This is a genomic window from Undibacterium sp. Rencai35W (assembly GCF_049340185.1).
In the GTDB taxonomy this organism is placed as follows: domain Bacteria; phylum Pseudomonadota; class Gammaproteobacteria; order Burkholderiales; family Burkholderiaceae_D; genus Undibacterium.
The window spans coordinates 37,203-52,069 of record NZ_JBMPPC010000006.1 but is presented as its reverse complement, the minus strand read 5'-3'; the positions used below and the strand labels follow the sequence as shown (position 1 = coordinate 52,069).

Annotated in this window: 14 protein-coding genes; 2 read left to right on the top strand and 12 right to left on the bottom strand. The window is 49.9% G+C overall.

Annotation, left to right across the window (positions count from 1 at the left end; translation table 11 throughout):
• Positions 1-53: 53 nt before the first annotated feature.
• Positions 54-908: a helix-turn-helix domain-containing protein gene (locus ACO0K3_RS14125; RefSeq protein ID WP_422985629.1), complete on the top strand. Its 855-nt coding sequence runs from the start codon at positions 54-56 to the stop codon at positions 906-908.
• 33 nt (positions 909-941) lie between these two features.
• Here ACO0K3_RS14125 and ACO0K3_RS14120 read toward each other — a convergent pair whose 3' ends face one another.
• From ACO0K3_RS14120 to ACO0K3_RS14090, 7 genes are all read right to left on the bottom strand, one after another.
• On the bottom strand, positions 942-1,361 hold the full coding sequence (locus ACO0K3_RS14120) for a hypothetical protein (RefSeq protein ID WP_422985627.1): 420 nt from the start codon (positions 1,359-1,361) through the stop codon (positions 942-944).
• 214 nt (positions 1,362-1,575) lie between these two features.
• Positions 1,576-2,277 carry a YoaK family protein gene (locus ACO0K3_RS14115; RefSeq protein WP_422985626.1) on the bottom strand — a complete coding sequence of 234 codons (702 nt, stop codon included), beginning with the start codon at positions 2,275-2,277 and terminating at the stop codon, positions 1,576-1,578.
• 9 nt (positions 2,278-2,286) lie between these two features.
• On the bottom strand, positions 2,287-2,697 hold the full coding sequence (locus ACO0K3_RS14110) for a DoxX family protein (protein WP_422985624.1): 411 nt from the start codon (positions 2,695-2,697) through the stop codon (positions 2,287-2,289).
• Positions 2,698-2,750: 53 nt separating this feature from the next.
• A complete protein-coding gene (locus ACO0K3_RS14105; RefSeq protein WP_422985622.1) occupies positions 2,751-4,583 on the bottom strand; it encodes an amidohydrolase in 1,833 nt (610 codons plus the stop codon).
• Between the two features lie 35 nt (positions 4,584-4,618).
• A complete protein-coding gene (locus ACO0K3_RS14100) occupies positions 4,619-4,906 on the bottom strand; it encodes a DUF1427 family protein (RefSeq protein ID WP_422985620.1) in 288 nt (95 codons plus the stop codon).
• A gap of 8 nt (positions 4,907-4,914) precedes the next feature.
• The gene (locus ACO0K3_RS14095) at positions 4,915-5,571 is read right to left on the bottom strand and encodes a hydrolase (RefSeq protein WP_422985618.1); all 657 of its coding nucleotides are present in this window, start codon (positions 5,569-5,571) and stop codon (positions 4,915-4,917) included.
• A 180-nt stretch (positions 5,572-5,751) separates the two neighbouring features.
• Positions 5,752-6,939, bottom strand: coding sequence for an MFS transporter (locus tag ACO0K3_RS14090; RefSeq protein WP_422985616.1), 1,188 nt, complete (start codon positions 6,937-6,939; stop codon positions 5,752-5,754).
• Positions 6,940-7,049: 110 nt separating this feature from the next.
• Between ACO0K3_RS14090 and ACO0K3_RS14085 the strand changes: the two genes are divergently transcribed.
• The gene (locus ACO0K3_RS14085; RefSeq protein WP_422985614.1) at positions 7,050-7,964 is read left to right on the top strand and encodes a LysR family transcriptional regulator; all 915 of its coding nucleotides are present in this window, start codon (positions 7,050-7,052) and stop codon (positions 7,962-7,964) included.
• 618 nt (positions 7,965-8,582) lie between these two features.
• Here the strand turns inward: ACO0K3_RS14085 and ACO0K3_RS14080 are convergent.
• The 5 genes from ACO0K3_RS14080 to ACO0K3_RS14060 all read right to left on the bottom strand — a co-directional run bounded on the left by ACO0K3_RS14080 (position 8,583) and on the right by ACO0K3_RS14060 (position 14,804).
• Positions 8,583-8,807, bottom strand: a complete 225-nt coding sequence (locus ACO0K3_RS14080; protein WP_422985612.1) for a hypothetical protein — start codon at positions 8,805-8,807, stop codon at positions 8,583-8,585.
• A complete protein-coding gene (locus ACO0K3_RS14075) occupies positions 8,804-9,094 on the bottom strand; it encodes a hypothetical protein (RefSeq protein WP_422985610.1) in 291 nt (96 codons plus the stop codon). Before ACO0K3_RS14075 ends, ACO0K3_RS14080 begins: the two co-directional genes overlap by 4 nt.
• A 343-nt stretch (positions 9,095-9,437) precedes the next feature.
• Positions 9,438-9,824, bottom strand: a complete 387-nt coding sequence (locus ACO0K3_RS14070) for an OsmC family protein (protein WP_422985608.1) — start codon at positions 9,822-9,824, stop codon at positions 9,438-9,440.
• Between the two features lie 351 nt (positions 9,825-10,175).
• Positions 10,176-11,645 carry an efflux transporter outer membrane subunit gene (locus ACO0K3_RS14065; protein ID WP_422985606.1) on the bottom strand — a complete coding sequence of 490 codons (1,470 nt, stop codon included), beginning with the start codon at positions 11,643-11,645 and terminating at the stop codon, positions 10,176-10,178.
• A 3-nt stretch (positions 11,646-11,648) separates the two neighbouring features.
• Entirely contained in the window at positions 11,649-14,804 is a 3,156-nt protein-coding gene (locus ACO0K3_RS14060; protein WP_422985604.1) for an efflux RND transporter permease subunit, read from the bottom strand.
• Positions 14,805-14,867 lie beyond the last annotated feature (63 nt).

Sequence of the window (14,867 nt, the reverse complement as noted above, 5' to 3'; positions counted from 1 at the left end):
ATGGCATCTTGATGCAGGCGGATGACAATTCAAGTCAACTAAAGAGTCACGATATGTCCGACGAAACTTGTACTCTGGCAGCGCATACGAAGACACTGAGTTTGCCAGAGCTTGCCATCACCCATGCACGTCACCAATCGCCTGAGCCTCACATCATCCGGATTCCGCGTAGCGACCATCATTCTGTGATCGTCCAACTGGAAGACTTTCGGTCACATAAATTGTGGCGCGGCGAACAATTAATCTATCAGGGCAGCCACGCCAAAGGTATGGTCGCGATCACCCACTTGCAAGATGACTGGCGCTGCCAGCATCTCAGCAGCTACAACAATCTGCGCATCACCATTCCTGCAAATACGCTGGATCAGTTAACCAATGATATCGGACAAAAACGTATCCACCGGCTTGAAGAAATGCGCGGATACGATGCAACCATCTATCATTTAGCACAATTGTTTTTACCGATACTGGAACAGCCAGATAGTCGCAATCAGTTGTTAACCGACCATGTGACGCAAGCTTTTTTGAGTCATCTCGTACAGAGTTACGGAAATGGACACCATGAAAAACCACGCGGCGGCGGTCTGGCGCATTGGCAGGAACGCCGGGCAAAAGAATTTATGGCAGCACACCTGGCACGTGGAATCTCTCTTGAAGAAGTAGCCCGTCACTGCGGCTTGTCTCGGGCACATTTTTCACGAGGATTCAAACAAAATACCGGCGTCATGGCCCACACTTGGCTGCACCAGCTACGCATCAATAAAGCCAAACATATGCTGGTTCAACCAGATTATTCTCTTCCAACGATCGCATTGGAATGTGGCTTTGCCGATCAAAGCCATTTAACCAGAGCATTTAAAAAAGCAACGGGCGCACCGCCGGGTACGTGGCGCAAGCTTCAACTCTAAAGCAATGGAAAAAGCTGCTGATATCCCCCAAGCCTACTTTTTTTCATCTGGAGGTGCGGGCAAAGAGCCGAGTGCACGACGTAACCCGCCATGTGCAATGGCAATTTGGGGCGCATCATGCAGCATCGCCAGATAACGCTGACGAAAATCGGCGTCACTCGCCGCACGTGGCCCGATCAATTGCTCCAAGGCCAGGCGAAATGCCGTCGCTGTAGCCGCATCGACAGGCAACTCATCATCGAGACGCTCATCGAGCTCCACCATCATGCCAGATAGCTTTTGCAACCAAGCAAAATGCGGATGATTCGTCACCAGACTTAAGTGCTCCAGCGGGCTAGAGACCACGCCATAATATTGCGTCTCCACTTCGATCATTAATTTATGCAAAACGCGTAATGCCTTCACAAGCGGAAGAAAATCTCCACGCCAGTCACGATCTTCTGATGATGTCATACGCATCTCTTTCCTAGTTTAGTGGCGTCGCAAGCAGATCGTATTCAACGATCATCTCCGGATGTTTATTCATCAATAGAAACAGGAAAAACATATACTCCCCTATTTATCAATAGAAATATATCCTATACCGCACTATTTATGGCAATCTTATTTATATACTCATCAGGAGTATATTTCATAACGCCAATTTATTATCCAATCTGTCTGCCTGTTATCCGATATCCGTAACTGGTCTGTTTTCCATCAGCACCAATCCAGCCAGTATCGATATCGGCAATAGCAGCGCCCAGAATCCCGTCAGCAAATACGTATACGCTGCAATGATCGCTCCAATACCAAACGCCAGCACGGGCCAGATAAATTTGCCGCATCGCGCACGTGTCGCCGTATCGGCAGCGCCTCGCGCGATATCTACCGCATCGATCACAATTTGCGTGACGTTTCCCGTCATCAAGGAGGTCGGTGCCAATTGCGGCATGAGCAACCGGGCATTCGCGCTGTGCACCCCCATCGCAATCGCACCAGACATACCCGCGCAAATTGCCAAAGGCGTCTGTACGACACCAACGGGTGACGCCAATATACCCAACAGCATAAAGCTAATCAAAAAGACCAACTGCAATACCAGCGCCAACTGCAAGGCTGGTCGCTGACGCCGCTCCATCGCTGCGATGAACAGTCGTGCAACGACAACACCACCGATGAACGCCGGAAACGCCAGGAATTTGATCAGCAATGATCCCGCACCCGATCCGCTCGACATCTGGCTCAAGCCGGCACCAATCAATACAAAGTTGCCGGTCACATGTGCAGTAAATAATCCAAACAAAGCGACAAAACCCAACGTGTCAACATAGCCGGCTAAAAATCCCAGGCCGACGCCTTGTATCGTCGCTTTACGGGTTGGTGTCATACGGACTCACTATCGTTCAATAGAAAAAATTTTTACTGTAAATTTGCCCGGACCAGATACAGCAATCGTGGTAAATACGATCATCAATAACCAACCAAACTGTCCTTGTTCAATACTCCAGTCGGCATGAACTAGCAGCATGGATACCAATAACAAAAATAACAGCGGCAGACAAGCTAGTCGGGTCCATAGTCCAAGAAAAATAAACAATGGGCACACGATCTCTGCGAACAAGGCGCATAACAAAGTTAGCGTTGTACCAAAGTGCAACGGATCATCGATGTGTTGCAATTCCGTCTGCCAGTGGAATAGCTTAGGCAAGCCATGAACATACAACACCAATAAAGCGCTACTGATACGCAAAAAGAGCAAACCAAAGTCATCTGTTTGCCACAATGTCGGCAGCGTTAATTTAATCATGTGTTTTATACGTATTCAATGGGAAAAATTAGAAACACAGCTGTAGTGACTAGTCAAAATGCAAAACAACTGCATCCCAACGCCCCCCAGAATCCACCGTGATCCGAAACTGGCATAGAGGATCGACGCGCAACATCATGCGCATGTCCATGCACACCGCATGCGCTGGCGCATTGGTGCGGTAACGCAAAAGTACGATGATGTCCTGGCACTTGCTTAACCGGTGACCAGTCGGGCAGAACTGGAATCGCTGGCGGTGCGTGTGAAGTAAACTCTGCCGTTGCATAGACGATCTGACCACCCACTATCGTCAAGACCGATTCCAACGATTTGATACTGTCTTCATCAATGCTAAAAAAGTCAGCACTGAGCACGGCCAGATCGGCCAGCTGCCCCATCGCAATTCGACCTTTTTTACCTTGCTCACTAGAGAACCAGGCACTGCCAACGGTCCATAATTCCAGCGCAGTCTCACGCGGCAATACCGTGCTGTGATCATATAAACGAAGGCCGCCGACGGTACGCCCTGACACCAGCCAATATAAGGCGGTCCATGGGTTATAGCTTGCCACACGCGTCGCATCAGTACCTCCACCAACAGGAATACCGGCCTCCAACATGCGCGCAATCGGTGGTGTTTGTTTAGCCGCATCTGAGCCGTAGCGATCAACAAAATATTCACCCTGAAACGCCATCCGGTGCTGGATTGCGATGCCACCACCGAGCGCCCGGACACGATCAATATTGTGCAAAGAAATTGTCTCAGCGTGATCAAACATCCAGTGCAAACCGTCGAAGGGGATCTCACGATTGACCTTCTCAAATACATTCAGCATGCGGCTGATCGACTCATCATAGGTCGCATGTAAACGAAATGGCCAGCGTTTTGACACCAGATGCCGGACAACGGCTTCTAGTTCATCCTCCATCCCGGGCGCGAGATCAGGGCGGGGCTGTAAAAAATCTTCAAAATCCGCCGCCGAAAAGACTAGCATTTCACCTGCACCGTTATGCCGGTAGAAGTCGTCACCCTGACCCGGCGTGACCATCTCGGTCCATTTTTTAAAGTCCTGCAGCTCTTCCCCTTTTTTTTGCGTGAACAAATTGTAGGCAATCCGTATCGTCAATTGCTTATCACGCGCCAGTTGATCAACTACCGCATAGTCCTCGGGAAAATTTTGAAAACCACCACCAGCGTCAATCGCGCTGGTCACACCGAGCCGGTTTAATTCACGCATAAACTGGCGGGTCGAATTGACTTGCAGCTCACGCGGCAAGGCCGGACCTTTCGCCAGAGTCGCATATAAAATCATGGCATTCGGTTTCGCAATCAACAATCCCGTGGGGTTGCCAGCCGCATCGCGCTGGATCTCACCACCAGGTGGATTGGGTGTGTCTTTGGTATAGCCAACCACACGCAGTGCAGCAGCATTGAGTAGTGCTCTATCGTATAAATGCAGCACAAATACCGGCGTATCCGGCGCCGCTGCGTTGATCTCCTCCAGCGTAGGCATACGTTTCTCTGCAAACTGAAATTCTGTCCAGCCACCGACTACACGTACCCATTGAGGATGCGGTGTGCGATCCGCCTGCTGCTTCAACATTCTCAATGCATCGGCTAACGAAGGCACGCCCTCCCAACGCAACTCCAGGTTGTAATTGAGGCCGCCGCGTATCAGGTGCAGGTGTGAATCGTTCAATCCCGGAATCGCAGTGCGCCCCTGCAAATCAATAATCCGAGTCACGCTACCACGATGGCGCATGACCTCATCGGCATCACCAACAGCAATAAATTTTCCGCCTGCAATCGCTACAGCATCTGCTCGTGGATGCGTTTTATCGACTGTATGAAAACGGCCATTGAGTAAAATCAGATCAGCATCCATGTGGTCTCCTATCAATTCACTATCGTGTGGCAAGGCTAACTCAACGTATCGTTATTTAGCTTTGCCTGATTATCTGGCGCAAGAGTATCCGTGGCGGATATCACACCAGTGATTTTCGGCAAACACTCCTGATGCAACCACACTGCATTGACCGGCTCCTTATTCAGCAGCCGCTTGGCAAAAGGCACGACTTGCTCACCGACCAGCATGCCCAGCAAACCGAGTAAAGCAACAATCGGAGGTGCCGGCGACTTCACGTTGAGTAAGGCATAAATAATCCCCACCAAAATCCCAGTGGCGATCGCGACAAGATATATTTTCATCGCCGTATCTATCCAGGTACTTTACGACTTTGCGGCATCTTATGCACCATGGTTTTGGCATATTCCACACCGACCGCATAAGCACCAGAATGCTCTTGTACAATACCGATGGTACCGTCATAGGTCTCTTTACGTGCCCAGTCTCTCTGCATCTCCAGCAAGAATTGTTGCCAGGTCACCGGTACAGCACCTGCTTGTATCAGACGTTGCACAGAAAAATTATGTGCCGAAACAGAAGTCCCGCCGGAGGCATCTTCGACGAAATACACTTCGTACCCATCGGCCATAGCTTCCAGCGCCGGGAAGTTCAGGCATACCTCAGTCCACAAAGCGGCGATGACGAGTTTTTTGCGGCCAATACGCTTCACTTCCGCCTTCACCTCTGCAGAATCCCAAGTGTTCATACTAGTACGCTCGTAAATTTTTTGACCTGGAAAAACATCCAGTAATTCTGGCCAGATATAGCCAGAAAAACCCTCGGTCTCTACCGACGTCAAAATCGTGGGTATCTTGAATAGCTTGGCAGCCTTGGCTAAACCGACGACATTATTTTTCAATAGCTGACGATCAATATTCGAGACGCCAAACGTCATTTGTGGTTGGTGATCAATCAGGATCAGGGTGCAGTTTTCCGGGGTGAGTAATTCATGCTTAGGATTTGACATTTTTGCTCCAAAAAAGGGAAGAGATCAAGAGGTGGAACTGAATGAATCAGCGTTCCATGTAGCGATACCGACATGCCCTTGCAGCTTGCCGGCATCGAATGACGACGTCTTGTCTGAACGTGCTTTTTTTGAAGATTTGTGCGGCGATATCTATGCCGCACAGGACATAGAACATCCCGATTATTTTTTAGTCAAAAACCGGATCAGTGCAAGAAGCGGAAACGTAGCTCCGGCGGTAGCAATCCACTCCCATCCACCATTCGCATACAGAAGTCCGGCAATACTAGAACCGATAGCACCACCGACGAAGATACTGGTCATATAAATTGCATTCAAGCGACCGCGGCTAGCCGCATCCAGCGCATAAATTTCACGCTGCCCAAGCACCATATTCATCTGCACACAGAAATCCAGAAGTATCCCTGTGACGACCAGACCCAGCACTCCGAATGGCTGATGGATCAAATTGGGGAGAAAGCTCAGAGTGGCAAAACTCATCGCAAACAAGCTGGCAATGCGGGTGTGCCCAGCGTCAGCCAACCGACCACTGATCGGCGCTGCCACAGCGCCGATTGCGCCAACTAAAGCAAACAAGGCAATCTGTGTCTGTGAATAATGGTAATGACGTGCCAACTCTAGTGGTACCGACGTCCAGAACAGGCTGAATGAGGCAAACATACCGGCCTGGTATACAGCTCGCTGACGCAATACCGGCATTGTTTTGACGAGGGTGAGAAGCGAACGCAATAAACCAGCATACGTGGCCTTGTGGTCAGGCTGGCGCGTTGGGATGATCATCCAGAATAACAGGGTCATTCCCGTCATTACCAATGCCGCCATCACGAAGACGGCGCGCCACCCAAAATGATCCGCAATCACACTGGACAAAGGTCTAGCCAGTAAAATACCAAGCAACAATCCACCCATAATGCTGCCGACTGTACGACCGCGAGTCGCCTCGGGAGCCAGATGTGCGGCAAGAGGAATCAAAATTTGAACAGAGACTGAACTAAATCCAATAAGTAAAGATACCGCTAAAAACACATTTACCTGATGTACCATCGCCGCAGCGGTCAGACTCGCGATAGATACGACCGCCGTGAACATCATCAGACGGCGACTTTCCACCAGATCAGTCAATGGCACCAGAAAAAATAAACCTAATGCGTAACCGATTTGCGTCAGCGAAACAATCAGACTGGCAACGGCTGACGACATACCAATATCACTGGCAATCAATTCAATAATCGGTTGCGCATAATAAATATTCGCCACAATCGCGCCACAGCAAAAAGCAAAAAAAATCACCATGCCACGCGAGAGGCCTGCGACGGGCGCAGAAGCAAGTACCTGTACTTGAGTCATCATAGAAACACCTTTAAAAGTAAATTTTGACATAGCCATCATAAGCATTGCAAAATAATCTGAGAATAGACTCAATTTGCAATTGAGCTTTGCAATCAACGCAAAGGTAAATAATGGATAAACTGCATGCAATCCGGGCTTTTATCGAAGTGACGAGTACAGGCGGCTTCTCTAAAGCCGCACGTAACATGGGCCTTGCTACTTCGTCGCTGACACGACTGCTGGACGCCTTAGAAGAATCTCTGGGCACGGCTCTTTTGACGAGAACAACACGCCACGTCACACTAACCGATGCAGGAGCAACCTACCTTGAACAGGTGAGTAGAATTCTTGGGGATTTAACGCAGGCGGATGACAGTGTCGCGGATAACCAGAGCGAACCTATCGGCAACTTAAGAGTCTCTGTACCCGTCACGTTTGGGCGATTGTGCTTGTCCCCGTTCTTCGCGAATTTTTTACAAACTTATCCGCGAGTATCCCTTGATATCGTTGTGTCCGACACGTACTGCGATCTTGCCAAAGACCATATTGACGTCGCCATTCGAATAGGCGCACCAGAAATTGATCCCAATCTCATCGTGAGGCGACTTGCGATCAATCAGCGATTCATCGTCACCAGCAAAGTTTACGCTGACCGCAACGGGATACCACACCATCCTAATGAGTTAGCGTCCCACGAATGTGTGCGCTTCAGTTACGGCAATGGCAGGCAATATTGGAACTTCCAAAAAAAGACGCGCAAAATACAGGTAGAAATCAAAGGCCGCTTGCTTGCAAACAGCTTAGACACCTTGCATGAGGCAGTCCGAAAAGGCGTGGGCATCGCCTTGCTGCCAGAGTGGCTGATATCAGACGAGATCAGCGCGGGAACAATGATACGTTTGTTTGACGACTGGAAAATTTCACCGCAGGCTGAAGAAGCCTATGTATATGCAGCTTACCTGCAGAATCGTCGTTTTTCGAGAAAGACGAGTGTATTCATCGAACAAATTGAACGCTATCTGAAGAGTCATGTTCTTAATGGCTGAATTCTTGTATCGTCATATTGTTATATCGCCATACCGATAAACTCTGTCTAGCGTAGCTCGACGAGAACGTAAAAATTATCTCCAGACACTCCATTTCGAATTAGCTCGAACTTGCTTGCCTGTGATGGTTCCCAAATGAGCTGCAACAATAGAAGACAACGCCTCATCAGTATTTTTACAAATGGGTAGATGTCGTCCACCTGATAAACGTACGATAACTGCCCACTACTCATGACGCTTTCCAGTTCGCCAATGCTCTACATCAATTGATTGAATTGAATCAAATCTGGCGAGAATTTGTCTGGGTGAAGAAATTAATTGAGTTTTTCTATCTACGATAATTGTAGACGTATTTACCTCAAGCACTAACCGATCTGAGCTTGCCGACAAAATATCGGTTCGGGCGAATATCACAAAAAGGTTGCCAAATATAAGGGTAAAAAAAGTCGATATTTTTTCGATCATATTTCTTAGTTACTGTTTCCTCCAAAAAATTGATGCGGGGCTTATTTATATTTGAAGAGCAATTTATATTTTGATCTGACGGAGAAAACAAAAAAACTACTTAGCATTTTTATTGATGTCTCCTTGCCTAAACGCGACGGGCCTCAGCGCGGCTTACCTCAACCGCAAACCCAGCGCAGAACAAACATGTTCATGCAATACCTCTGGTTTCATATCTACCCCATGTGGCAAATCCCGTACACTCAGGTGATGCATTTTTTGTGTGGCCGACGGCATTAGTTCTGCATGTGGCGCTCCAGGGGTTGCGGCGGCGGGGATATGCATTGCAACGATGACGCCGTTTTCGCTGAGTACCGTGAGTTTGTCTGAGTAGATCATTGCCATGTCCCCACGTCGACGACAAAACTGGCGGCGACATTGCTGTTATTAAAAATATCTGCGGTATAGACAGCGGCATCAACAGCGTTGTCGCCTGCGCCAACAGTACGATAAAAGCGACCATTGCCTTGAACGATCAGTTCACCGTGAAAAGTATCTTGTGGATTGGCAGTGGCGATGGCTGGACCGATGTCGGTAATACCGGTGGTGGGCCAAGCATAACCAAACTTAACCGTTTGTCCTGCGTTGACCCAAAAAAGTCCCCCTACTGCGCGAAACATTGCCATGACTATTCTCCTCGATTGAAGTAGTTTTACCTACGACGGGTTCAGGTCCACAGAGCAATCAGGATGCGATAGCAGCGCAGACTCAATCTGACTTAGTGCTTTATGCAGCAATATCAAGACAACGCGAGCCCCTATCTGTGATGACTAGCGGTACCACGTTGCCTTACGAGAGCCGAGCTGCTCAGCACTCAACTCAGTGTAGTCTTAGTTGTCAAAAATGTCACGAATCGATTTGGCCATTTTGTCTAAAAGTTGACCAGTCACCTCGCCCCCCCACCTCTGAGAAAGAAAAAATGCCCGCGAAATAGCGGGCATTCACCAGGAACACAAACGTTTACCGGAGTTACTGTAGTTGCGTCTGGATTGCTGTACCTTGTCGTATGGTTTTGGTGACCGGTGTTTTTTCGCAGATCTCGGCTAGGCGAGTACGTTGCTCCGGGGAGAGCGTTTCTCCAAAAGCGATGGTGCGTTCTATGGTTTCTACGCCCTGATCATCACGGGAAAAGCGGGCATCTACTTTAATGCTGCCGAGTTGCCATCCCTTTTTGTCTGCATACATACGCAGGGTCAGCGAAGTGCAGGATGCCAGCGCAGCTAGCAGCAGCTCATAGGGTGCGGGACCGGTGTCTTTACCGCCGTTATTCTCAGGTTCATCCGACGTCAGCCGGTGAGTGCGCGCGCGTATCTCCTGAGCGTAACCTGATGTGTTGTGTAGATGGACGGTTGCCATGTGCTCTCCATGAAGTTGATATGTGTAATCTGATGCAAACTATTGATGGATTGTAGAAAGATTCGCCGGTACTCACAAGCATTCGCTATCAGCAGACGGGTGGAATTTCATCTGCCATACGTGTGCGACTCATCAACAGAAACTATCGTCGCAATTAAAAAAATACACGCAAAAAAAAGAAGAGCGAAACTGGCATGCAGATTCGCTCCTCATTTTTGCTACTGCGTGACGCCGATTTTTCTAGAGTCGCATGTCGCTTTTATTAAGCATACTCACCATAGTATATTTTACTACCCATATAAACAGTGCGCATTCATGCCAATTTAAGGACATACTCCCCTATTTTTGAATTTATTTCGCGGCCAGACTCGGTGGTTTATCCCAGCCGCTACCAACTGCTTTATAAATACTGACGACGGCAGCCAGATGGGCGCGTTTGGTATCGATCAGGCCTGACTCGGCCTGCAACAGATCCCGCTGGGCACTCAGTACGTCGAGATAGCCGCTGTACCCGTTCTTGTAACGCAACTCCGCGAGACGCAACGAATCTTTTAAGGCAACGACGCGGCGATTACCCGCAGCATACATTTGCTCATTGGCGCTGGTATTAATCAAGGCATCATGCACATCGCGGAACGCCCCTTGCACACTTTGGACATACTGCGCCAAGGCTTGCGTTTTGCGAGCTTCGGCACCTGAGACAACCGCACCGATGGCGCCAGCGCGGAATACCGGTTGCGCTAAGTTCGCACCGAGATTCCACAGCAAAGAAGCCGGGTTAAACAGGTCTTGAAATACCTTGGATTCGTCTCCGTAAGTCGTGGTCAATTTCAGGCTAGGGAAATACTGCGCCTTCGCCTGACCGATATCGGCATTTGCCGCAACCAAGGTCTGTTCCGCCGCAATAATGTCGGGACGACGATTCAGCAAGTCCGACGGCAAATCAGCGGGAACGCTGAGTTGCTGGTAAATACGGTCAATGCTGTTGCCACGAGGGATATCCGGATTGGCAATCGCTGCCGGTGAACGACCGAGCAATACGGCAATCGCTGATTCCGTGTTTGCCAGCGCCTGCTTTGCTTGCGCCAGAGTGATCTCGGTTGCCGCTGCTTCGGCTTCTGCCTGATGCAAGTCCAGTTCACCAATGGATCCGGCGGAAAAACGCTTCTGTTGCAGACGCAGATTTTCCTGACGCGTTTTTAATGCAGAGTCTGCCAATGCAAGCTGTGCATCGTAGGCACGCAATGCAAAATAATTTTGCGCCAGATTGGAATACAAGCTACTGATCACGATACCGCGATTCGCCTCCTGGGACAGCAATCTGGCGCGTGCCGCTTCGTCAGCGCGGCTGAGTTTGCCCCAGAAATCGAGCTCATAAGACGCGCTTAAGCTGGCCTGGTAATCCTTAGCAATCAGCGGTGAGCCAGACGGTAATTTGCCGGAATTCTGACTCGTCCGAGATTTGGTAGCAACCAGATTAGCGTCGACGGTCGGATAGCGACTGGAGTTGGCGGCAGTTGCTGTAGCACGCGCCTCTTCAACACGTCCGGCTGCTAGTACCAGATCCTGATTATGTGCGACCGCCTCATCCAGCAGGCTGTTCAGAACCGGGTCCTGGAACGATTTCCACCACGACAGCCATTCGACCGCTGCGACGGATTTGGAGGCATTCGCCGCCGTGGTCAAGGTCGCCGGGGTATCAAATGCAGGACGCTGATAGTCAGGCCCGACTGCGCCGCAACCCGCCAGCAGCAAGCCTGCAGCAATCGCAGTCAGTACCAGTCTGGATGTAGAGATGTTTGTAGTCATCATTGTAGTCATTACTTATTCCTTCACTTCTGCAACTGGTGCATTGTGCAAAATATGCACAGGATGCTCGAAGTCTGCTTCAGTAGTTTTAAACCGTTTATCGTTAATCAGTTTAAAGAACAGGGGGACGAAGAAAATCGCAAGGAAAGTTGCCGCCAGCATGCCGCCCAGAACACCGGTACCGAGCGACATCCGTGCCGCAGCGCCAGCACCGTGCGAGAACGCCAGCGGAACCACGCCCAGGATAAACGCAAGCGAGGTCATCAGAATCGGGCGGAAACGCAAGCGTGCCGATTCCAATACCGCGGCCACCGGCGCATAGCCTTCATGCACTTTCATCACCGCAAATTCCACGATCAAAATCGCATTTTTTGCAGACAAACCAAGCAGGGTCACAAGGCCAATCTGGAAGTACACGTCATTATTAAAGTGACGCAAATACACCGCCAGCAGAGCACCAAAGATACCGAAAGGCATTGCCAGCAAAACGGAGAATGGCAAAGACCATTTCTCATACTGTGCAGCCAGAATCAGGAAGATCATCAGAACACCGGCACCGATGGCGATACCTGCGGCATTGCTGGTACGTTTTTCCTGGAATGATGCACCGCCCCAGTCGTAGCCCATCTCCGTCGGCAAGACATTCTTCGCAGCACGTTCCATCGCGGCAATTGCCTGACCTGAGCTGTAACCTGGTTTAGCACCGCCCAGAATTTTGATCGATGGCAAAGCGTTGAAATGCTGGACTGAATCCGGACCAGTGATAAAGCGGATCGTTGTGAAAGCACGTACCGGTATCATCTGACCCGATGCGGAGCGTACATACATGCTGCCGATGTCGTCTGGCTTGGCGCGGAACTGCCCCTCTGCCTGCAACTGCACGGTATAGATACGACCGTTTTTGTTGAAGTCATTCACATAGTAGCTACCCATGGTCGCTGCCAGCGTATTGTAAATATCGGACAAGGCCACTCCCATCGCACGCGCTTTGTCGTTATCGACATCGACATACAACTGTGGTGAATTCGCTTGCCACAAAGTCTGCACACCTGCCAACTCTGGTTGTTTATTCGCCTCTGCCAGTAATGCAGGTAACAGTTCAGCCAAGCGTTTTACGCCGCCCTCGCCTTTGTTTTGCAAATAGAATTCAAAACCACCGGTTTGTCCCAAACCTTGAATCGCAGGAGGTGCGAAGAACAATGGCAGACCTTCTTTGATACGACCGGTTTTCATATACGCTTCACCAACCAATTGTTGCGCTGAGTGAGTGCGCTCTTCCCAAGGTTTGAGCGGGAAAAACATGGTTGCTGCAGAGGATTTCAAGCCACCGCCGCCGAGGAAATCCAGACCAACCAGCGCGAACGTTGTATCAATGTCCTTGTTAGTTTTCATAATTTCTTCAACCTGCTTGACCATCGCATCGGTACGAGCCAATGACGTACCTTCTGGCATGATGGCAGCACCAATGAAGTAACCCTGATCTTCATCCGGCACCAAACCACCTGGTACCGTTTTCCACAACACACCAGTGACGACCAGCATGCCGCCGAACACTAGCACGCCCAAGACAGCACGGCGCAGGAAGAAGGTCACGCCATTTGTATAATGTTTGGTCAGACGCAAGAAGGCGCCGTTAAACCAGGTGAAGAAACGATTGTGCTGCTCCGCACCCGGTTTGAGCAAAATCGCGCACAGTGCCGGTGTCAAAGTCAAGGCAACGATACCAGACAGAACGACCGCGATCGAAATTGTCACGGAAAACTGACGATACAATTCTCCCGCCAAACCACCGAGGAAAGCAATCGGACCAAACGCAGCAACCAGCACCAGGACAATCGCAATAACCGGACCAGTCACTTCGTGCATCGCCTCAATCGCCGCATCTTTTGGCGTCATGCCTTCTTCATTCATCAGGCGTTCGACGTTTTCCAACACAACAATCGCATCATCGACCACGATACCGATCGCCAGCACCATACCGAACAAGGTCAGTGTATTAATGCTATAACCCAGCAAATGCAAACCAGCCATCGTACCGATCAGAGAAACAGGAACAGCGAGCGTCGGGATGATGGTTGCGCGCCAGCTTTGCAGGAATAAATACACCACGATGAATACCAGCACCATCGCTTCGCCCAGAGTTTTTAGTACCTCGGCAATCGACTCGGTCACAAACGGTGTCGTATCGTACGGCGTCGCGTATTCCATACCTTCCGGGAATTTGGCCTTCAGATCCTGCAAAGTTTTTTCTAAGGCTTTGCGGGTATCCAGTGCATTCGCGCCAGTCTGCAAGAAGACACCGATATTCGCGGATGGATGACCATTCACACGACCATTCAGGTTGTAGTCTTTGGAGCCAAGCTCGATACGGGCAACATCTTTGACACGGATAGTGGCACCGCTCTTGTCGGTTTTTACGATGATATTGGCAAACTCAGATGGTTCCAGCAAACGACCTTTGGCAGTGACGGTCATCGTCAGCTCTTCGGTATTGTTTGGCGGTGCGCCTACTTTACCTGCTGCGTATTGGGCATTCTGTTCGGTAATCGCATTAGAAATATCGGCAACGGTAATACCTAGCTGTGCCATACGATCAGGACGCATCCAGATACGCATTGCATAATCTTTCGCACCAAAAATCTGAATATTGGTCGTGCCTGGAATACGTTTTAAGGCATCCAGTACGTTTTGCGTTGCATAGTTAGACAGGTATAAAGAGTCGTAACGGTTATCCGGCGAATACAGCGCAGCCACCACCAGGAAGTTCGATGAACTCTTGGAGACGGTCACACCCTGACGACGGACTTCTTGCGGCAACTTGGCATCCGCCTGACGTACGCGGTTGTTGACGTTGACGGCAGCGATGTCGAGGTCAGTGCCAACTTCAAAGGTAACGTTGATCGATACACGACCATCGGCAGATGAGGTCGAATCCATGTACAACATGTGTTCGACACCATTAATCTGCTCTTCTATCGGTGCAGCAACGGTACGCTCGACCACTTCGGCAGAAGCGCCCGGATAAACCGCGGTGACATTGACAACCGGAGGAGAAATCTCCGGGTAGCGCGAAATTGGCAAGATCCGCAAAGCGGCCAGGCCAGCCAGCACGATAATCAGCGACAGGACTGTCGCGAAAATCGGCCGGTTAATAAAGAATTTTGAAAACATGAATAGTCCTTGTGCCTCGTATTACGTATTGTTTGGGGGCTAAATGGGGCGCTTAGTTTTGTG